Raw genomic sequence first — 19606 nt, 5'->3', positions numbered from 1 at the left:
GGGCGCCTCCGGGCGCCCCGCATGCGATACGTCAACGCTGGCCGAACGCACCTCCCCTACGCTCACCTCCTGCGCGCCGGCAACCCGCTAGGCTGAATGCAGATGCGCCCTCTGCCAGGGACTCACCGCGGACCACAGGATGTTCCCCATGAGCGATACTCCACTGCCCGACGTGCTCACCTACTTGAGCCACCTGCCGCAACAGGCCGGTTCCGACATGTTCTTCAGCGTCGGCGCGCCGCCGCATCTCAAGGTCGAAGGCCACAGCCGTCCGGTGGGCGAGCGCGTGCTGGGCAACGGCGAGGTGAAGACGCTGGCCTGGCAACTGATGACGCCCGAACAAGCCGGAGAATTCGAGCGCGACCTGGAGATGAACCTGGCGGTCAGCGTGCCCGACGTCGGCCGTTTCCGCGCCAATATCTACTACCAGCGCGGCGAGGTGGCGATGGTGGTGCGGCTGATCAAGCAGGTGATTCCCGACGTCACGGCCCTCGGCCTGCCGCCGATCCTCGACAAGCTGGCGATGCAGGATCGCGGCCTGATCCTGGTGATCGGTGCGGCGGGGTCGGGCAAGTCCACGACCCTGGCGAGCATGCTCGACTTCCGCAACCGCCACCGTTCGGGGCACATCGTCTGTATCGAGGACCCCATCGAGTTCCTCCACGCACACCACAAGTCGATCATCGACCAGCGCGAGGTCGGCCTGGATACCCGTAGTTTCGAAGACGCCCTGCGCAACGTGCTGCGCGAGGCGCCAGACGTCATCATGCTGGGCGAGATCCGCGACGCGGCGACCATGCAGCACGCGCTGCACTACGCCGAAACCGGCCATCTGTGCGTCGCCACCCTGCACGGCACCAGTTGCCGCCACGCAATCGAACGCATCGCCCGCTTCTTCCCCGACGAGGCGCGGGCCCAAGTACTGGCCGACCTCTCGCAGAACCTCCTGGCGCTGGTCGGCCAGCGCCTGGTTCCGGGCGTCCGCCAGCGCCGGGTGGTGGCCGTAGAACTGGTGCTCGGCACGCCGCACATTCGCGGGCTGATTCAGCGCGACGAGTTGCCGGAGCTCAAGGGCGCGGTTGAACGCGCGCTGGAAAGCGGCATGCAGAGCTTCGACCAGAGCCTCTACCGGCTGCTCGAAGAAGGCCGCATCACGCTGGCCGATGCCCTCAAGTTCGCCGACTCGCGCACCGACCTGGCGCTGAAGGTCAAGCTGGAACGCGGCATGGACGACGACGGCGGCGGCTCGCTGTTCGGCGCGTAGGCCGCCTTCTGCGGCCTCCGGCTTCGAATCTCGCCGAAGGTGCGACAGGCTATGCTTCTGCCAATCGACCAGACGACGGCACCTACGCCGAGGGACATGAATGGGCAAGCATCACCTGCATTCCTTTGCGGCCATTCTGGCGCTGCCCCTGTTGATAGCCGGCTGCGCAGGCTCCGCCACGGCGCCTTGTGACGAGCCCATGAGCGGCGAGCGTTGCCGCGACGAACGCCTGCTCTACCAGAACGACATGCTGCAGGCGAAACTGCTGATCGCCTCGGGCGACCTGGGCAACTACGAGTTGGCCGAAGCCCTGCTGGATCGCGCCCAGGCCAGCGACGTACGCGGCGAGGCGAGCTTCTACAAGGCGCTGTTGAAGATCAAGGAAGGCCCGCAGGTGGACGAAGTGCTGGAGCTGCTGCAACGCGCCGCCGACGAGGGCCAGCCCTACGCCGTGGCGCTGCTCTACAAGATCTGGTCGGAGCCGTATCTGGTACCCAGGACCGACCCGGAGAAAGCACGCCAGTACCACGACGCCTACGCCAGGCTGGACGTGGCCAGGAGCGGCTATCCTTCCTTCGAGAAGGCCCTGGCGCTGGTCAACGGCCTGCTCGCCGAGCAGCCCGCCGTGGCCACTCAGCCGCTGCCGTGATGCTCGTCCGGCGGTGCCTGTGCGTCGTCGAAGGTCCGCTCGCCAGGGTTCTTGCCGTGAGGCAGGTGATGTTCGATCACCGCGTTCAGCTCCGCCCCCAGCAACAGCACTGCCGATGAAATGTAGAAGTACAGCAGCAGCACGATGATGGCGCCGACGCTGCCGTACATGGCGTTGTAGTCGGCGAAGTTCTTCACGTAGTAGCCGAACCCCAGCGAGGCGGCGATCCACAACACCACCGCCAGCATCGAGCCGGGCGTGATGAAACGGAATTTCTGCGTGACGTTGGGCGCCGCGTAATAAATGACCGCCACCGCCATCATCATCAGCAGCACGATCACCGGCCAGCGCAGGACGCTCCAGAGGATCACCACATAATCCTCCAGCCCCACCTGCCCCGCGATCCAGCCCATCACCTGCGGCCCGAGCACCATCAGCGAGGCGATCAGCAGCAGCATGCCGACGATGCCGAAGGTGTAGAGCACCGACAGCGGAATGCGCTTCCACGCCGGGCGCGCCTCGCGCACGTCGTAGGCGGCGTTCAGCGCGGTCATCAGCGAGCGCACCGCCGCCGACGACGACCATAGTGCGACGATGATACCGATCGACAGCAGGCCACCCTGGCGCTGCTGCAACTGGTCGATAACCGGGTTGACCTGCTCCAGCGCCTGCGCCGGGAGTACATAGTCGGCCTGGCCGCGCAGCCAGTCGAAGAACTCCGGCAGATGCAGGAAGCCCAGCAGCGCGATGAGGAAGAGCAGGAACGGGAACAGCGAGAACAGCCCCTGGTATGCCAGCGCGGCGGCGTAGGTAGGCATCTCGTCGTCGACGAAATCCTTCACCGTCAGCCTGATCAGCTTCCAGGGCCCTATGCTGAGCCCTCGCATGTCCATGAATCGCATCCCGGAAATCCTTCGTGAAGGCCGCCCCGGTGGCGGCTTGCCGCTGATTGAACCCGCGCCCGGCGGGCAGCGTTGTGTCGAATGCGTGCGGCGCCAGGCCGTACTCCAGTACAGACCATAACCGCTCGACCGCCGACCGTGCCAGGCGCAAGGGCATGGCACGGAGCTCCGGCTGCGGCGAGGCGTCAGTCGGCGGGGCGATAGACCTTGGCGAAACGCTCGGCCTTCACCACGCCGTAATCGCCAGGCGCGTACTGCATGACCCAGTCGCCGGCCACGCCGGTGAGGCGGTCGCCGCCGGCCGAACGCACGATGCTGAATGGTTCGTCCATGCGCCTGGCGAGCACGACCGTGGGGCGATTGCGGTAGGCGCCGGGTTCACCGTGGGCAAGCGATGCCTCGGCGGGCAAGTACTTCGGATCGAAGCGCTCGCGGGAAACGACCCAGCGCTCGCCCGTCGAGCCGCTGATGATCGCGTCACCCGGTGCGTAGCGGTTCGGCCCTTCGAGACTCATCAGCTCACCCGGCGCCTGGGCGAATTCGACGGTGACGATTTCGTCCTTGATCACGCGCTGCGCGGCGCAATCGGTGGAGAGGTCGAGTTGTCTCAATTCGATCATGGCAACGGCAGCGAGCCTGCCTCCAGAAGACGAGTAACGGTAGAAAGACGGGCCAACGCCCACTTGGCGCGGTGCGCAAGACTAGCCGGAAAAACACCGTTGTGCGAGCGCTGGCCACACCGCATCCGGGCGCAACCGCGCGGCATGGCCTATAAACTCCCTGGCGCTGTCGCGCTCCCTTTCCGCCGTACAGGACAATCGCATGCCACCCCGCACGTTCGCCAGAATCGCCCTGCCCTTCCTGCTGCTATGCACCCTTGCCGCTCACGCCGACGACGCCGCCGACGAGGCCAGGTTCCTCAAGGAGTCAGTGGACTTCTTCGACCAGGTCACCCGCGCCAACCTGCCGCGCCAGGTGGACAAGGTCACCACGCTCAACAGTGTGCAGCTCGACCCGGCGAAGAAGATGCTGTATTACCGCTACGCGATTTCCACCCTGCGGCTGGACCAGATGGATCTGGGCGCCCGCGCCAAGTTCGAGAGCGGCCTGAAGAGCCAGTTGGAAAGCTCCACCTGCCAGCAGCCCGACCTGCTGGAGCGCTTCCGCCAGCACCATCTGAGCGTCACTCACGAATACACCGGCAGCGACGGCAAACCGCTGGCCAGCGTCACCGTAGACCCGCAATCACTGGACTGCACCAGGACCTGATACCGCCCATGAGCCGCGCCGACTACCACCAGCAGCACGCCGAACGCGCCGTGGCCGAGGCCCGGCGCCTGCTGGCCGAGCGTGAAGCGATGGGTGCCCGCTGGCTGCCCTGGGTGGCCACCGAGCTGTACCGGCTGAGCTCCTCGCACTATGCGGCGATGGTTCGGCGCGAGCTGGAACGCCTCGCTGGCGGCTGAACGGCCACGCGGCCTGGCATACCGAGACTATGCTGAAACTGTCCGCCCTCGGCTCGAGGGCGTCCGTCGGAGGACAGCCTGATGAAAGGTCTCGACGCGAAGAAGCAAACCAAGAAGAAGCCACTGAAGACTGCGCACGAAAAGCGCATGGCCAAGCGGCAGAAGAAAGCCGGCAAGTCACTGCTGGGCACACCGCAGCAACCGTCCTGAACGCTAGCGGACGGCCTCGGGCGAGGCTGTCCGCTCACTCACAGGTCAATCGTCCGCCTGCGGATCAAGCCCCGGGAACAGCACCTCGGTGAAGCCGAACTTGCTGAAATCGGTGATTCGCGACGGGTACAGCCGGCCAATCAGGTGATCGCACTCATGCTGCACCACGCGCGCATGAAAGCCTTCGACGCTGCGGTCGATCGGCAGCCCCTGCGGATCGACGCCCTGATAACGAATACGCCGATGGCGATTCACCGCACCGCGTAAACCGGGCACTGACAGACAGCCCTCCCAGCCCTCTTCCAGCTCATCGTCCAGCGGTGTGATCAGCGGATTGAGCAGGATCGTCGGCGGCACCGCCGGAGCGTCCGGGTAGCGCTCACTGCGCTCGAAGCCGAAGATCACCAGTTGCAGGTCGACGCCGATCTGCGGCGCGGCCAGGCCGACACCGCCGACATGGCGCATGGTTTCGAACATGTCGTCGATCAGCCCGCGCAGCTCGGCGCTGCCGAACATCGACGCAGGCACCGGCGGCGCTACGCGCAGCAGGCGCTCATCGCCCATCTTGAGAATCTCGCGGATCATGGCGCTCTCCTGCCAGTGGAAGAGCCGCATCCTCGTCCAGTGCCTTGCGCGACGCAAGCGCCGCCGGCATATGCGGGCGTCGGGCAGGCCGTCGCCCCGGCCATTCGCTCCGCGCCCAGATGCTAGACTGGATGCTAGCGATCTGCCTCGAACGGCAGCGATTCATAGATCAATTTCGGCAATTCCTGCCGAAAGCGTCTTGGGGGGATTCCAGGGGGCGGGAGGTTGGTCATGAACAGACATTACTACATCAGCGACAACCTGGATGAGCTGGAACGAGTCGAGAACGAGCTTCATGAAAGCGGCATCGGCATGGAGCAGATGCACGTGCTGAGCGACCAGGACGCCGAACTGGATGAGCATCGGCTGCATGAAGTGCCATCCCTACTGAAGAAGGACGTGGTGCACTGGGGCAAGCTCGGGCTACTGTTCGGCGCCTCGCTGGCCGTGCTGGTGCTGCTGGTCGGTTATCTGAGCGGCTGGACGCAGACGGCGGCTGGCTGGATTCCGATGCTGTTCCTCGCAGCGGTACTGCTGTGCTTCAGCCTCTGGGAGGGCAGCTTCGTCGGCCTGCAACGCCCCAGCGGTGATGTCCGCCGCTTCGAGCCCAGCCTGCACGCCGGGCGCCATGTGTTCTTCGTCGATGTGAAGCCCGAGCAGGAGCCGGTACTGGACATGGTGGTGCGCCACCATCCGCGCCTGGAGATTGCCGGATTCGGCGCGGCTACGCCGGGTTGGCTGTTGTCCGTCGAGCAGGCCTGGAACCGCTTCCGCCACATGATGTGATGCGGCCGGCGGCAAGCGTCTGGCGCGGTGCTCCGGTACCGCGCGCAGGCAGCCTGTGCGCCCGCGAAAGCTATCGGGGTGGCCGTTGATGCAGGTCAGCCGGAAGCTCGGCGCAGGATTCGAGACTAGGGGCAAGCGAGCGGAACCGAAACAGGCTACGGTCTCTTCACCGCGCCGCCGCCATCGCTCGCCAGGAGATAGCAATGACCACGCCAGCCCAGGTCACCATTCATTCCAGCCAGGGCCTCGACCGGCAGCAATACGTCATCCGCCTCAGCTACCAGGTGGAAAACCCGGCCAGCCGCGATGCGCTGGTGAAATTCGAACTCGACGGCGAAATCGACGGTCAGCCGTTCCAGGATGGCTTCGACCTGCCCGGCGATATCGCGTTCAACTTCGCCAGCAGCGCCACTCGCGTGCTGCGCCGGCACGGTCTGCGCGTTTGCCAGGGACCGGTGCTGCGCTTTCGCAAGGAGCATGACCGCGTCTTCGACGACCTGCGCCGCAAACTCGGCGCCGAGCCGGGCAAGCCGGTGGACCTGCAGCGCATGAGCTCGCTGGCGCCGGCCCAGCCACGCTGTGCAGTGGCCGAGTCGATCGTGCGCCAGCGCGGTTAGCGGTCGGTCAGCTCGATGCGGTCGTCATGGATGACGATCAGTCCCTGCTTGAACAGGCCGCCGATGGCTTTCTTGAAGTTGCCCTTGCTGACGCCGAACTGGCGGCTGATCAGTTCCGGCGGGCTTTTGTCGCTGAGCGCCAGCATGCCGCCAGCCTCGCGCAGTGCGGCGAGTACCCGTTCGCCAAGCGCATCCCCGGCACCAGCGCCTACCGGTTGCAGGCTCAGGCTGATCTTGCCGTCGGCACGCAGTTCCTTGATGTAGCCCTGCTCGCGCATGCCATTGCGCAGGAACTTGAAGATTTCGTTCTTGTGAATCAGGCCCCAGTGCTTGCCGTCGATGATCGCCTTGTAGCCGAGGTCGGTGCGCTCGACCACCAGCAGGTCGACGGCCTGGCCAACGCGGTAGTTGGCCGGCGTGTTGTCCAGATAGCGGTCCAGGCGCGCAGTGGCGGTGATGCGGCGGGTGCGGTCGTCGAGGTAGACGTATACCACGCAGTAATCGCCGACCTGCAGCGGGCGCTTCTCCTCGGAGTGCGGCAGCAGCAGGTCCTTGGGCAGGCCCCAGTCGAGGAACAGACCGACGCGGTTGACCTCCACCACCTTGAGACTGGCGAAGCCGCCGACCTGCACCTTGGGCTTGAGGGTGGTGGCGATGACGCGGTCTTCGCTGTCGAGGTAGAGGAACACGTTCAGCCAGTCGCCCGCTTCGGTCGGTTCGTTCTTGGGTACATAGCGCTTGGGCAGCAGGATTTCGCCACGGTCGCCACCGTCCAGGTAGAGACCGAAATCGGTGTGCTTGACCACCTGCAATGAGTTGAACCGACCTATGACTGCCATGACGCTTACCTCGATAACGGGGCGCGCATTCTACGCGCAATGGAAGCGGATTGCCGGATAACTGTAGGCGCAACCGGTGATTGCCTGTCGAGCTGCCGACAAGCATTGCAGCGTACTCAGAGGTCCTGGGCCTGGCCGAACTGCAGCTCCGCCAGCCGCGCATACAGCGGACTGTCGACCACCAACTCGGCGTGCCGCCCCAGCGCCACCAGCCGGCCATGCTCGATCACCGCGATGCGATCGGCATTGAGCACAGTGGCCAGCCGGTGGGCGATCACCAGGGTGGTACGCCCGCTCATCAGGCCAGGCAGAGCCTGCTGGATCAGGTGCTCGCTTTCCGCATCCAGGGCGCTGGTGGCTTCGTCCAGCAGCAGGATGGGCGCATCCACCAGCAGCGCGCGGGCAATCGCCAGACGCTGCCGCTGCCCACCTGAGAGGCCCACGCCACTCTCGCCCAGATGGGTTCGATAACCCTGCGGCAGGCGCAAGATGAATTCGTGCGCGTGAGCGGCGCGGGCGGCAGCCTCCACCTCTGCATCAGTGGCGTCCGGACGGCCATAGCGGATGTTCTCCTCGACGCTGCTGAAGAACAGCGCCGGGTTCTGCGACACCAGAGCGAAGCTGCGCCGCAGGTCGGCGGGATCGAGCAGGGCGATAGGCTGACCATCAATGCGGATCAGTCCCTGCTGCGGGTCATAGAAGCGCAGCAACAGGTCGAACAGCGTCGACTTGCCGGCACCGGAAGGGCCGACCAGCGCCAGGGTCTCGCCGGCCTCCACGCGCAGGTCGATACCGTCGATGGCCCATTGCCCGGGACGCGAGGGATAGGCGAAGCGCACTCCCTCCAGCTCGATGCTGCCACCCACGCGCTCCGGCAGCTTCGCCAGGCCGCAGGCGGGAGGCTGGATGTCACTGCGCGCCTGCAACAGCTCGGCGATGCGCTCTGCCGCGCCGGCGGCGCGCTGCAACTCGCCGATCACTTCGCTGAGGGTACCGAATGCCATCCCGACGATAAGGCTGTAGAAGACGAAGGCGGCCAGCTCGCCAGCGGTGATGCGCCCGGCGATCACGTCCATGCCGCCGACCCAGAGCATCACGCCCACCGCGCCCAGCACCAGCAGGATTACCACGCTGACCAGCCAGGAGCGCTGGGTGATGCGTCGGCGCGCAGTGTCGAAAGCCTGCTCCACGGTCGCCCCGAAACGCTGGCGATCCTGGGCTTGGTGGTTGTAGGCCTGCACGGTCTTGATCTGCCCAAGGGTCTCGCCGACGTAGCTGCCGACATCGGCGACGCGGTCCTGGCTAAGCCGCGACAGGCTGCGCACGCGGCGGCCGAACAGCAGGATCGGCGCAATCACCAGCGGTAGCGAGGCAACCACGATGCTGGTCAGCTTGGCGTTGGTGACAAACATCAACCCCACCCCGCCGATCAGCATCAGCGTGTTGCGCAGCGCCATCGACAGCGAGGAGCCGATCACCGTCTGCAACAGCGTGGTGTCGGCGGTAAGGCGCGACTGGATTTCCGAAGCACGGTTGTTCTCGTAGAAGCCGGGGTGCAGTTCGATCAGGTGATCGAAAACGCGCTGGCGAATATCGGCGACGAAGCGCTCGCCGATCCATGACACCAGGTAGAAACGCACGAAGGTACCCACTGCCAGCCCCGCCACCAGCACGAAGAAAACGCCGATGGCACGGTCGAGCAGATGCACGGACTGGGTAACGAAGCCCTGGTCCACCAGCATGCGGATACCCTGGCCCAGCGACAGTGTGATGGCGGCGGTGAACAGCAACGCCACGAGCGCGCCGAGGGCACGCCAGCGGTAGGGCGCGAGGAACGAACGGGCCAGGCGCAGCGCGTTGCGCTGGCGGGATGACAACAGGGGCATGGACGACTCGGCGCTCACGGCAAGGCCCCCGAGGTTAGCACTGCGGGCCTCATGCAGGCGACGCCACGCGCGGCGTGGGACCGTTCGTGCCAATACATCCCCGAAGGACGCCCATTTCCTGTACAATGGGCGGCCATTCGCGAAGACAAGGTATGGCAGACATGACGACCAAACCCTCCACCCGCCAGAAAGCCGCCCCCAAGGCACCCGCCGCTACCGCGACCAGCGAAGCCCTCGAAGCTCAGGTGGCCGCTTTCCTGAAGTCCGGCGGTGAAATCCAGCAGATCGCCAAGGGCGTCACCGGTCAGAACTACGGCGCACCGAGCCGCCACATCAGCCTCGGCAAGAAGTAATACCCTCGCGGCAAGCCTGCCGTCCCCCGGCAGGCTGCCCGCTCCCCGCTCCAATCGATCCCCTCCGCAAAACCGAACAACATTTATTGCCTCTTCGCCTTGCACTCGGGCAGAGTCCGCCGATAGTTAGGACTGGGCCGTTCCGGCCGCCTCTGCAAGGAGCTCACGATGCTGCCCCCCCAACCGGAAAAGCTGCTGTCCCGCAATCTGCTGGATGTGCTGATCCGTGCCGGCCTTATTCTGCTGCTGGCACTCTTCTGCTTCAGGATCTTCCACCCCTTCCTCGACCTCATGCTCTGGTCGGTGATCCTCGGCATCACGCTCTACCCACTGCATCAGATGCTCAGCCGCGCCTTCGGCGAACGGCCCAACAGCGCCGCCATGCTGATCGTGCTGGTCGGGCTGGTCCTGCTGCTGGTGCCGGTGGTGGTGCTCGGGCTGTCGATCGCCGACTCGGTACGCGACGTGGTGACCGGCATCCAGAACCGCACCCTGCGGGTTCCGCTGCCGCCGGATTCAGTGGCGGCCTGGCCGGTGGTCGGCCAGTACATCTTCGCCTTCTGGAACCGCGTCGCCACTGACTTCATGGGCGTGGTGCACCAGGTCGCGCCACATCTGCAGGGCTTCGCCAAGGGACTGCTGGCACAGGCCGCCGGCGTCGGCATGTCGCTGATGCAGTTCCTCGCCGCATTCGTCATCGCCGGGGTCATCATGGCCTACGGCAAACAGGGCACGACCACGGCGCAGGACATTGCCATCCGCATCTCCGGCCCCGAACGCGGCCCGGGCCTGGCGCAATTGTGCACCGCGACCATCCGCACGGTGGCACAGGGCGTGGTGGGCGTGGCCTTCATCCAGATGCTGTGGCTGGGCATCGGCTTCATCGTCATGGGCATCCCCGGAGCAGGCCTGCTGGCCCTGGGTGTCCTGCTGCTGGGCATCACACAGTTGCCGGTGGTGCTGGTCACCATTCCGGCGATCATCTATGTGTTCGCCACCAACGACTCGCTGCTGGTCTCCATCCTGTTCACCGTGTGGACGGTGGCGGGCGGGTTGTCCGACAACGTGCTCAAGCCGCTGATGTTCGGCCGCGGGGTCAAGGTGCCGATGCCGGTGATTCTGATCGGTGCCCTGGGCGGCATGCTCAGCAACGGCATCATCGGCCTGTTCGTCGGCCCGGTGGTGCTGGCGCTCGGCTACGAACTTTTCATGTCCTGGGTGCGCGAGCGCGAAGCGCCAGCCGCCGCGCCTGACGAGCCGTCATCCCCTTGACGCCCAATGCCCGTGGCGCAGGTCACGGGCCATCTCCGCTGCCCCGGTCCGCACCTCGGCGCATGCCGCTGATCGCCGGACAGCCAGGCGGCTGCGACCTGCTCCGCGACGCCCCTCACAGCAGCGCCACCATCTCTTTCAACGTCACAGCCCAGGTGCCCTTCGGGTTGAGGTAGCGATAGCCGAAGCGCGAACCGTTGGCCTCGGTCGTCAGTATCGCGTTCCAGGCCAGGCCCCGCTGCAGGTCGTGCGCAGGGTCGAGCAGGAAGAACGCGGTATCGCTCATCCCCACTGCCAAGCCCCAATGGCGGATATCGCTGCCCTTGCGGCCATGAAAACCCAGCACCACAGGGATGTTGCCTTCCAGGTGGCGGCGCGTCAGCTCGACCATCCGCGCGCCGCTGCCACGTTCGACGCGATACTCCTTGTCGCTGATCACCCCCAGCAAGTCCAGCAGGTCTTCACCCGTGGTGCCGACGCGGATCAGCGTCTCGTGCCGGTTCAGGGCCTCCATCAGCCGGCCATAACGGGTTCGCGAATCCACCGGCGCCAGCCCTTTCGCCTGGCGGCGTCCCAACTGGTTGCGAGCGAGCATCGCCATCACCAGGCAGTAGGGGCCGCAGGCACCGTCCATGTCGCCCTGGCGCAGATGCACCTTGTCGCCGCGCCTGTTGAGCAACCCGCCAGTGCCGTATTCGTCCAGGTCCCAGTCCAGGCCATCGATCAGGGTGATACGCATCGCGTGTCCTCGTTGCTCCGTTTGAAGGTCTGACCGGCAGCGGCACGGATCATTCCGGCGGCTTACGGTTACAATGGCGATCCTTTCGCTGCCCGGTCCACCGTCATGTCCGAACCCATCCGTCTGTCCAAGCGCCTCGCCGAGCTGCTGCCATGCTCGCGCCGCGAGGCCGAGCTTTACATCGAGGGCGGCTGGGTGACAGTGGATGGCATGCCGGTGGAAGAACCGCAATTCAAGGTCGAAGCGCAACGCATCGAGCTGCTGCCCGGCGCCGTTCCCGAGCCGCTGCCGCCGATGACGCTGCTGCTGAACAAGCCGGTCGGCTGCAGCGTCGAGGAGGCCCTCGCCCTGCTGAACGCCGAGCATCGCTGGAGCGACGATCCATGCCAGCAGCGTGTGTTGCGCAAGCACTTTCGCCAACAGCGCCCTACCACGCCGCTGGAAGACGGCGCCAGTGGCCTGCTGGTGTTCACCCAGAACTATGGCGTGACCCGCAAACTGATGGATGACGCCGCGCGAGTCGAACACGAGTACGTGGTCGAAGTCAGCGGCGGGCTGGACGCCAATGCGTTGAAAAAGATGACTCAGGGCCTGCCACTCAAGGCCAGTTGGCAGAGCGAGAACCGCCTGCGTATCGCCGGCAAGCAGGTGCGCCCCGGCCTGATCGGCAAACTGTGCCGGGACGCCGGGCTGCGCGTCGACTCGATTCGCCGCATCCGCCTGGGCGGTGTGGCGATGGCCAAGCTGCCGCTCGGCCAGTGGCGCTACCTGCAACCCGGCGAGCGCTTCTGACGGTCTATCCGACCTTGGTGCAAGGCTCCCCGCATCCGGCGAGGAGCCGCTCTGGTCCGGGGCGTCCAGCCGCTATCGATGGCGTCGATAGTGAACAGCAGGCACTTTCAGTTCTCTTCGCCGGCCACGCCCGGCATCTTCGACCCATCAATCGCAGGCACAAGATTCGCCAGCCCATCTTCCGGGCCGCCGGGGCGAACCAGCAAGCCGCGAAAGTCGCCCACGGATCGAAAGAGGATTGGATCATGCAAGTCATACTCGACTTCCTGCTGCTGGTAGGCTCTCTTGCGGAACTGCTGCTCTACGTCGCCCTGGCCAGCGTGGCGCTGGCCGCCTTGCTGATGCTCAGCGCCGTGGCGGTGCTGACGCTGCGCTCTCCCGGCCAGCCGATCCGCATTCCCGAACGCCGCCGGCCGTCCCTGCGCAAGCCGCACGCCGCAGCGGCCAGCGAACCGGCATTGGCCAAAACCGCGTGAGTCAGCCCTCGGCCAAGCGCCGACACCGCCCGCGCAGCGCCGGCAGGGAGCGGGTTCAGTTGTGGCCGATGCCCTGGTCTTCCAGGTGGTCCGCCTCGAACAGCGTTTCCAGTTCATTGCGCGCTTCGCGGGCGGTCTGGATCACTGCCTTCTCGTCGTCGTAGACCCGGTACTGGGCCATCAGCACCGCTTCGTCGTGACGCTTGAAGCGGCGGATGCGGGCAGCCGCCTGCTCTTCGTTCAGCCCCAGGCCGCAGAGCAGCGTGCGGCTCATTTCCAGGCTGGAATGGAAGGTCTCGCGCACCGGCGTCGCGTCGGCGTCGAGCAGGTGATAGACGTGCTGGCGGTTGCGTGCCCGGCCAATGACCTTGATGTGCGGATACAACTTGCGCGCCAGCCGCGCGGTCTCGATGTTGGTCTGCGGATCATCGGTGGCGACTACGAAGAATTCGGCCTTCTCCACCTGCGCGGCACGGAGGATTTCCGGCCGCAGCGGGTCGCCATAGAAGATCGGAATATTGCCGTAGCTGCGCGTCAACTCAATGGTATCCACCGAGGTATCCAGCGCCACGAATGGCACACGCTGGGCACGCATGATACGGGCGACCACCTGCCCCATCCGGCCCATGCCAGCGATCACCACCCGCGGAGCGTCGTCCGGCATCTGCCGGTACTCGGCCGGCGGCTCGCGCAATGCGGTGGGCTTGGGCTTGATGCTGCGAGCCAGCATCAGCACCAGCAGCGGTGTCATCGCCATCGAAAGGGTGATACCCAGCACCAGCAGCGCATGCAGATCGGCATCCATCAGGCCCTGAGCCAGGGCCAGCTTGAACACCACGAAAGCGAATTCGCCGCCCGCCCCGAGCAGCACCCCCAGGCGAATCGCCGACACCTTGTCCAGGCCACCGGCCAGGCGGCCGATGAGGAACAGCACCGGCAATTTGATTCCCACCAGCAACAGGGTCAGGCCGATCACCCTCGCCGGCTCGCTGCGCAGCAGGCCAAGGTCGGCACTCATACCCACGCTGATGAAGAACAGGCCCAGCAGCAGGCCCTTGAACGGTTCGATCTGCGCTTCGAGCTCGTGGCGGTATTCGGAATCTGCCAGCAGCAAGCCGGCGAGGAACGCGCCAAGCCCCATCGATACGCCCGCCTCCTCCATCAGCCAGGCGGTACCCACCACTACCAGCAGCGCGGTGGCGGTCGACAGGTCGGCCTGGCCAGTGCGGGCGACCGAACGAAACACCGGGCGCAACAGGAAGCGCCCGCCGATCACCACTACGGCGATGCTGCCAACCACTTCCATGACGTGGGCGATATCGCCGCCGGGCGCGGTTGAGTCGGCACGCGCACCGAGCAGTGGGATCATGGCGATCAGCGGAATCGCCGCGATGTCCTGGAACAGCAGGATGGCGAAGGCCAGGCGGCCGTATTGGCTGTTGAGTTCCTTGCGCTCGGCGAGGATCTGCAGGCCGAAGGCGGTGGACGACAGCGCCAGGCCGCCGCCGATCACAACGGAGGTATTCACCGGCAGGTCGAACGCCAGTACCCCTAGGCTACCCAGGGCAAGGGCCGTGAGCAGTACCTGGGCCAGCCCCACGCCGAACACCTGCTTGCGCATCACCCACAGGCGCTTGGGCGAGAGTTCCAGGCCGATGATGAAGAGCAGCAGCACCACGCCCAGTTCGGACAGACTGGCGACGCTTTCCGGGTTGTCGATCAGCCCCAGCAGCGATGGGCCGATGAACACACCGGCCAGCAGGTAGCCGAGTACCGCGCCGAGCTGCATGCGCTTGGCCAGCGGCACCATGAAGACCGCCGCGAGCAGGAATACCACGGTCGACTGAAGGTAATTCGTCCCATGTTCCATGTATCAAGACTCCTTGGAAGGTTTGGGGCGAAGCGAACATCCACCCATTTCGTTCATTTCAGGCATCCAGAACCACGCCTTCGGCAAGCAGGTGCCGCTGGAATTGCCCGGCCAGAGCCTCGACCTGCAGCCACGGCCGCTCGTGACGCTCTTCGAGCGCCACATGGGCTTGCGCCCGGCAGCGCATGCCGAGCCCGCAGCGCTGATAGAACACGTTGACCACGTCGACCATCGGCTCCCGCTGGTTGTCCATCAGGATCGCGCCGTGGGCGAGCACCACGTAGCGCCCATCGCTCGGCCGGCGACGCCAGCGCTGCGCGGTGCCTACCAGCTTGCGACCGCCGAGATTGACGTTGTAGCGTCCATCGCAGAAGGCTCCCTCGACCTCACCCAGGCCCGGCTCCAGCCCCAGCGCCGCCAGCCAGTCGCAGAGCGGCTGGCAAAGGCGCTGGTAAGCGGTCTCGATACGGGTCTGCTCGTTGTCCGCCACGGGCACCGCGTAGACCAGGGCAACGTTGAGCACCGCGGGCGACTGCGGCACCGGCTCGCCGCCGGTATCGCGCAGGGCAACCGGCCAGCCGAGTTCGGCGCAGGCTCGCTCGGCTTCGGCGAAACCGTCCAGGCGGCTCAGCCGACGCGGCATCACCAATGCCTGCCGAAGCGGTTGCCAGAACAGGAGCCCGCTATCCCGGGTGGCGCAAAAAGCCTCGTCCAGCAAGGCGCGCTCGGCATCCAGGCCATCATCCACCGTCAGGCGTTGCACTCTGTTCATGACTTGTTCCTTCAGCACGCAGGGGGGCGGACTATGCCCGCAGAAGCCTTTTCCGACAATGATCCAAGATGGGAAGTTGCCGGCTATAGCAATTTCTCGAAGGTAGATTCAGACAGCACTCCCGGCTGCGTGGGTCACTTCGTTCTCGCCTGCCACGACACCAGCATCGCGGCTGTCTATTCTCCAATTGCCCGGCATTGCTCAGGAGGGGCAGAGTTCGTGTCCAGGACGCTGCAGCAGCGAGTACAGCACGCCATCGCGATCAACGACGCGCTGGCCCTGCCAATCGCCCGGGAAAACCTGCGGCGGCTATATTTCCTGGCCGCCCTCGCGGTGCCGTTCGATCTGATCCATATCCTGGTCTTCTGGCTCAACCTCCAGGGTTCCAGCCCCGAGTTCGATGGCTGGCGGGTGGATATCATCCGGGTCCACGCCACTGTCGCCGGGCTGCTGGGCGGCCTGGGCATCCTCGCCTGGCTCATCTCTCGGCCACGGCGCAACGCTCCGTTGTGGTTCATGAATCTCCTGACCCTGCTGGGCAGCGCCATCCTGCTGGGTTTCGGCATTGCGATCACCGGTGTCGACCAGCAGGTGGCCAGCAGCATCACTCCACTCCTGATGGCGTCGGTGGCCACTGCTCTGATCATTCTGTTGCGGCCTCGACATGCCATCACGCTCTACATCATCGCCCTGGCAGTGTTCGAAGGGACGATGATGCTGACCCAGGCCACGCCACAGCTACGCCTATCCAACCAGATGGGCGGCCTGACCATCTGCGGCATCGGCCTGCTGCTGTCGCTGATCCTCTGGCACGGCCATGTGCGCAACTTGCGCCAGCGGGCATTCCTTCGCCAGCAACGGAGGGAACTGGAGGAAAAGAACCGGCAACTGGAATACCTCGCCGGCCACGATCCGCTGACCGGGCTGTTCAACCGCCGGCAGTTCGACCAACTGGTAACGATGGAACTGTCCCGCGCGGCCCGCCAGGCGGCACCGGTCAGCCTGCTCATGGTGGACCTGGATCATTTCAAGTTCATCAACGACCGCTACGGGCATCCTCTGGGCGACGAGGTGATTCGCCATGCCGCCAACCTGCTGCGCAACCACACCCGCACTGGAGACAGCGTAGCGCGCCTGGGCGGCGAGGAATTCCTGCTGTTGCTGCCGGACACTGGGCAGGCCCAGGCGCGAACCATCGCCGAGAAGATCCGCATGCTGCTGGAAGACACGCCGCTGCCCCTGAAAGATGGCCTGCTTTACCTGACGGCCAGCTTCGGCATCGCCAGCCTCCAAGCCGGCATGCCGGGCACCTATGAAGCACTGTATGCCGCGGCGGACAAGGCGCTGTACCGGGCCAAGGCCAGCGGACGCAACCGCGTGGAAGCGATAGAAGTGGGGGCGCAGATGGGAACGTTCGACTGCAGCCTGCCTCGAACGCGACGCTCCATCAGCCGCAGGATGGCTGATACCGGGCCGATTACGGCGCGCTGTACTTGCGCGTCAGCCCTGGCGGCACCCCGCTGCTGTCGGTTTCGGTCCACGGCCCTTGTGGGCCGACGCTCCAGAACCAGCCGTTGTCCCAGTGGTAATAGGTCCGCTGGCGGTAATAGGTGTCTTTCTGCCCCTGCATCACATAGACGCCCAGGCTGCCATCCCAACGGCCATTGCCGCCGGGCGGCGGAGCGAATTGCGGCGGACGCCTGGAGGTGGGCTGCGGTACGCTCGGCTGCGGAGTGATCGGTGAGGAGGACGACTTAACTGGCGGCCTGGTAGTGCCGGGGTGGGTCGAGGGCGGCGTCTGGACCGGCGGTTGCTCCGGCTGCTGCGGCTGCACCACGCAACCACCCAGTACCAGCAAGGCGCTCAGCGCCAGCAGTCTGCCCTTCATCACACCACCCTCCCCTCGATTCAGCGTTGATCCGGACCGTCGATGGTCACTGCCTGTTCGCCGGCCTGGGCAGTAGACAGCGGTTTGCTGCGTCCGATCCATTCCCCAGCGGTGGCATTGCCCGCGCGCGATACGCGGGCGACCAGTTGCACCTCGGGAAACGCCGAGAGCTTGAGCTGCGGCATCATCGCATCAGCATCGCTCAGGGCGACTTCGGCAGGCAGGTCGGACACTTTCAGGCGCTTCACCGCCAGCGGCATCGGCGGTCCGCTCACGGCGCGGGCAAATACGAACACGCTGTCATCCGGCTTCACCTGGCCCTTCACGGCAGCGGTCAGGTCGACCTTCACCTTCAGGGTCACTCCGTCAGTGGCGGCTGCAACCGGCGCCTCGGGCGGAGTCTGGCCCTTCTCGAGCATGCGCTGGCGGGCACGCTCGATGCCGCCGGCGATGGCGTCGCGGGAAGGATCATCCTGCGGCAGCACTGCGACCAGGCGGCCCCAGTAGTCAATGGCGTCGGCGAACTTCTCGTCCTCGAAGGCGGCAATGCCGAGCAGCCCCAGGGTCGTGACTTCCTGCGGATCCTTCTTCAGCGCTTCATTGGCCAGGGCGCGCACCTGCGAACTCAGCGACTTGTCACCGGCAAAATACAGCGCCTGCGCCCACTGGCCGAGCACTTCCGGCTGGCGGTCGGACAGACGCGCGGCCTGCTCGAAGGCCCTGGCGGCATCGGCGGCGCGGTTCTGGGTCATGTAGGTGCGGCCGAGGAAGTACCAGCCTTCGGCGGAGTCCGGCTGTGCCTGCACGGCACGCTCCAGGCGCGAGGTCATTTCTTCCATCGAATGCGGGGCCTGGGCGAACTCGCGGGACAAGGCCACCTTGTCGCTGGCACCCCAGTGCAGGTACAGGCCGAGCGCGAGGAACGGCAGCACCAGCGCGACCAGCAGCGGCGCGGCGCGGCCCAGGCGGGAACGACGGTCTTCGCCGGTTCCGTCGGTATCGGCCAGCAGTTCGCGAGCTGCCTCGGCGCGGCCCGCTTCGAGCTGGGCATCGTCGAGGGTGCCGGCATCACGCTGGGCGGTGAGTTCGGCCAGGCGCTCCTGGTAAAGGGCGACGTTGAGGGCGGTCCGGTCTTCCTCGGCCTGGGCGCGGCGTCCACGCAGCAGAGGAATCAGGAGGAATGCCAGGGCAGCCAGCAACAGCAGGCCGGCAGCGAGCCAGAAATCGATCATTTGTCTTGGTTATCCAGCAATTGGTCGAGACGCGCCTGCTCCTCGGCGGACAGCGTGGTGGAGGTGGCCGCGGCCGGGCGCCGACGGCGCACGACGATGGTGCCGATCACGATGATGCCCAGGCCCAGCAATGCCGCCGGGCCGAACCAGAGCAGCCAGGTGCGCTCGTTGATTTCGGGCTTGTAGCGCACGAACTCGCCGTAGCGATCGACCATGTAGTCGACGATCTGCTGGTTGCTCTTGCCCTGCTGCAACTGGCTGTAGATCTGCTTGCGCAGGTCTGCAGCGATGGGCGCGTTGGAATCGGCGATGTCCTGGTTCTGGCACTTCGGGCAGCGCAGTTCGGTGGTCAGGTCGCGGAATCGCTGGCGTTCGGCCTCATCGGCGAACTCATAGGTATCGATGGCCGCACGGGCAACACCGCTCAGAGCCAGCCCCAGCGCGGCGATGGCGAGATAGCGCTTCATTTGCCCCCCGCCTCGTCAACCAGCCCCTGGTAGATCGGCGCGAGCTGTTCGCGCCAGACTTTCTCGTCAACGGCGCCGACCAGCTTGTGCCGGATGATGCCGTCCTTGTCGATGATGTAGGTCTCGGGCGCGCCATACACCCCCAGGTCGACGCCCAGGGTGCCCTGCGCGTCGGCGATGTTCAGCAGATAGGGGTTGTGCAGTTCCTTGAGCCACTTCTGCGCAGCGGCGGCGTCGTCCTTGTAGTTGACGCCGTAGATCACCACGCCCTTGGCGGCCAAGTCGGTGAGCACCGGGTGCTCGAAGCGGCAGGTCGGGCACCAGGTGCCCCAGACATTGACCAGCGCCGGGCGCCCCTTCAGATCGGCCTCGGTGTAGGTTTTGCCTGGTTCGGTGACGCTGGGCAGCGAGAACGCCGGGAACGGCTTGCCGATCAGTGCCGACGGCAGCTCGCTGGGGTCCAGCCACAGGCCACGGAAAAGGAACACCGCGACGACCAGGAAGATCGCCAATGGCAACAGCAGGATCGCACGCTTCACGC

General features: G+C 65.7%; 23 protein-coding genes and 1 pseudogene. 12 read left to right on the top strand and 12 right to left on the bottom strand.

Annotation, left to right across the window (positions count from 1 at the left end; translation table 11 throughout):
- Positions 1 to 148 precede the first annotated feature (148 nt).
- Together OU419_RS10245 and OU419_RS10240 are read left to right on the top strand one after the other, a co-directional pair.
- Positions 149 to 1264, top strand: coding sequence for a PilT/PilU family type 4a pilus ATPase (locus OU419_RS10245; RefSeq protein ID WP_254472056.1), 1116 nt, complete (start codon positions 149 to 151; stop codon positions 1262 to 1264).
- Between the two features lie 100 nt (positions 1265 to 1364).
- Complete coding sequence (locus OU419_RS10240) at positions 1365 to 1913, top strand: hypothetical protein (RefSeq protein ID WP_254472055.1); 549 nt, start codon at positions 1365 to 1367, stop codon at positions 1911 to 1913.
- Here the strand turns inward: OU419_RS10240 and OU419_RS10235 are convergent.
- Positions 1898 to 2815 (bottom strand): YihY/virulence factor BrkB family protein, encoded by a 918-nt coding sequence (locus OU419_RS10235; RefSeq protein ID WP_254472054.1) that lies wholly within the window; start codon positions 2813 to 2815, stop codon positions 1898 to 1900. The two genes, OU419_RS10240 and OU419_RS10235, sit on opposite strands and share 16 nt — an antisense overlap.
- 185 nt (positions 2816 to 3000) lie before the next feature.
- The gene (locus tag OU419_RS10230) at positions 3001 to 3435 is read right to left on the bottom strand and encodes a PGDYG domain-containing protein (RefSeq protein WP_254472053.1); all 435 of its coding nucleotides are present in this window, start codon (positions 3433 to 3435) and stop codon (positions 3001 to 3003) included.
- 202 nt (positions 3436 to 3637) lie between these two features.
- Between OU419_RS10230 and OU419_RS10225 the strand changes: the two genes are divergently transcribed.
- The 3 genes from OU419_RS10225 (at position 3638) to OU419_RS10215 (ending at position 4491) form a co-directional block, all read left to right on the top strand.
- Positions 3638 to 4084, top strand: a complete 447-nt coding sequence (locus OU419_RS10225) for a hypothetical protein (protein ID WP_254472052.1) — start codon at positions 3638 to 3640, stop codon at positions 4082 to 4084.
- An 8-nt stretch (positions 4085 to 4092) separates the two neighbouring features.
- Positions 4093 to 4281, top strand: coding sequence for a hypothetical protein (locus OU419_RS10220; RefSeq protein WP_254472051.1), 189 nt, complete (start codon positions 4093 to 4095; stop codon positions 4279 to 4281).
- Positions 4282 to 4362: 81 nt separating this feature from the next.
- Entirely contained in the window at positions 4363 to 4491 is a 129-nt protein-coding gene (locus OU419_RS10215) for a hypothetical protein (RefSeq protein WP_268173336.1), read from the top strand.
- A 45-nt stretch (positions 4492 to 4536) separates the two neighbouring features.
- Here the strand turns inward: OU419_RS10215 and def are convergent, their stop codons facing one another.
- A complete protein-coding gene (gene def / locus OU419_RS10210) occupies positions 4537 to 5076 on the bottom strand; it encodes a peptide deformylase (protein WP_254472050.1) in 540 nt (179 codons plus the stop codon).
- A gap of 231 nt (positions 5077 to 5307) precedes the next feature.
- Here def and OU419_RS10205 point away from each other — a divergent pair, with 231 nt between their 5' ends.
- Both OU419_RS10205 and OU419_RS10200 read left to right on the top strand, forming a co-directional pair.
- Complete coding sequence (locus tag OU419_RS10205) at positions 5308 to 5862, top strand: magnesium transporter (RefSeq protein ID WP_254472049.1); 555 nt, start codon at positions 5308 to 5310, stop codon at positions 5860 to 5862.
- Between the two features lie 203 nt (positions 5863 to 6065).
- Positions 6066 to 6479: a DUF5064 family protein gene (locus OU419_RS10200; protein ID WP_254472048.1), complete on the top strand. Its 414-nt coding sequence runs from the start codon at positions 6066 to 6068 to the stop codon at positions 6477 to 6479.
- On the opposite strand, the gene OU419_RS10195 is transcribed toward OU419_RS10200, so the two are convergent.
- Together OU419_RS10195 and OU419_RS10190 are read right to left on the bottom strand one after the other, a co-directional pair.
- Positions 6476 to 7318: a CvfB family protein gene (locus OU419_RS10195; protein WP_254472047.1), complete on the bottom strand. Its 843-nt coding sequence runs from the start codon at positions 7316 to 7318 to the stop codon at positions 6476 to 6478. The two genes, OU419_RS10200 and OU419_RS10195, sit on opposite strands and share 4 nt — an antisense overlap.
- A 116-nt stretch (positions 7319 to 7434) precedes the next feature.
- Positions 7435 to 9204, bottom strand: a complete 1770-nt coding sequence (locus OU419_RS10190; protein WP_254472046.1) for an ABC transporter transmembrane domain-containing protein — start codon at positions 9202 to 9204, stop codon at positions 7435 to 7437.
- Positions 9205 to 9356: 152 nt separating this feature from the next.
- On the opposite strand from OU419_RS10190, the gene OU419_RS10185 reads away from it, so the two are divergent.
- The gene (locus OU419_RS10185; protein WP_408004937.1) at positions 9357 to 9557 is read left to right on the top strand and encodes a hypothetical protein; all 201 of its coding nucleotides are present in this window, start codon (positions 9357 to 9359) and stop codon (positions 9555 to 9557) included.
- A 168-nt stretch (positions 9558 to 9725) separates the two neighbouring features.
- Positions 9726 to 10829, top strand: a complete 1104-nt coding sequence (locus OU419_RS10180) for an AI-2E family transporter (RefSeq protein WP_254472044.1) — start codon at positions 9726 to 9728, stop codon at positions 10827 to 10829.
- A gap of 115 nt (positions 10830 to 10944) precedes the next feature.
- Here OU419_RS10180 and OU419_RS10175 read toward each other — a convergent pair whose 3' ends face one another.
- Positions 10945 to 11568, bottom strand: coding sequence for a hypothetical protein (locus OU419_RS10175; protein WP_254472043.1), 624 nt, complete (start codon positions 11566 to 11568; stop codon positions 10945 to 10947).
- A 105-nt stretch (positions 11569 to 11673) separates the two neighbouring features.
- Here OU419_RS10175 and OU419_RS10170 point away from each other — a divergent pair, with 105 nt between their 5' ends.
- A complete protein-coding gene (locus OU419_RS10170) occupies positions 11674 to 12360 on the top strand; it encodes an RNA pseudouridine synthase (protein ID WP_254472042.1) in 687 nt (228 codons plus the stop codon).
- Between the two features lie 245 nt (positions 12361 to 12605).
- Positions 12606 to 12836, top strand: coding sequence for a hypothetical protein (locus OU419_RS10165; protein WP_254472041.1), 231 nt, complete (start codon positions 12606 to 12608; stop codon positions 12834 to 12836).
- Between the two features lie 55 nt (positions 12837 to 12891).
- Here the strand turns inward: OU419_RS10165 and OU419_RS10160 are convergent, their stop codons facing one another.
- Positions 12892 to 14706, bottom strand: a complete 1815-nt coding sequence (locus OU419_RS10160) for a monovalent cation:proton antiporter-2 (CPA2) family protein (protein WP_254472040.1) — start codon at positions 14704 to 14706, stop codon at positions 12892 to 12894.
- Between the two features lie 58 nt (positions 14707 to 14764).
- A complete protein-coding gene (locus OU419_RS10155; protein ID WP_254472039.1) occupies positions 14765 to 15478 on the bottom strand; it encodes a lipoate--protein ligase family protein in 714 nt (237 codons plus the stop codon).
- Positions 15479 to 15511: 33 nt separating this feature from the next.
- Between OU419_RS10155 and OU419_RS10150 the strand changes: the two are divergent.
- A pseudogene (locus OU419_RS10150) lies at positions 15512 to 16804 on the top strand (GGDEF domain-containing protein); the annotation flags it as partial.
- A 151-nt stretch (positions 16805 to 16955) separates the two neighbouring features.
- On the opposite strand, the gene OU419_RS10145 reads toward OU419_RS10150, so the two are convergent.
- Genes OU419_RS10145 through dsbE form a run of 4 tightly spaced genes read right to left on the bottom strand, consistent with a single transcriptional unit; the run spans position 16956 to position 19604 of the window.
- Positions 16956 to 17366, bottom strand: a complete 411-nt coding sequence (locus OU419_RS10145; protein ID WP_254472038.1) for a hypothetical protein — start codon at positions 17364 to 17366, stop codon at positions 16956 to 16958.
- Between the two features lie 20 nt (positions 17367 to 17386).
- The gene (gene ccmI / locus OU419_RS10140; protein WP_254472037.1) at positions 17387 to 18598 is read right to left on the bottom strand and encodes a c-type cytochrome biogenesis protein CcmI; all 1212 of its coding nucleotides are present in this window, start codon (positions 18596 to 18598) and stop codon (positions 17387 to 17389) included.
- Entirely contained in the window at positions 18595 to 19065 is a 471-nt protein-coding gene (locus OU419_RS10135; protein WP_254472036.1) for a cytochrome c-type biogenesis protein, read from the bottom strand. Before OU419_RS10135 ends, ccmI begins: the two co-directional genes overlap by 4 nt.
- A complete protein-coding gene (dsbE, locus tag OU419_RS10130) occupies positions 19062 to 19604 on the bottom strand; it encodes a thiol:disulfide interchange protein DsbE (protein WP_254472035.1) in 543 nt (180 codons plus the stop codon). The genes OU419_RS10135 and dsbE overlap by 4 nt, the downstream gene beginning before the upstream one ends.
- Between the last annotated feature and the right edge of the window lie 2 nt (positions 19605 to 19606).

Origin of the sequence: Pseudomonas triclosanedens, from assembly GCF_026686735.1 — a bacterium.
Classification (GTDB): Bacteria; Pseudomonadota; Gammaproteobacteria; order Pseudomonadales; family Pseudomonadaceae; genus Pseudomonas; species Pseudomonas triclosanedens.
Note: the sequence above shows the minus strand (reverse complement) of the source record. Positions and strands in the feature narration are given on the sequence as shown.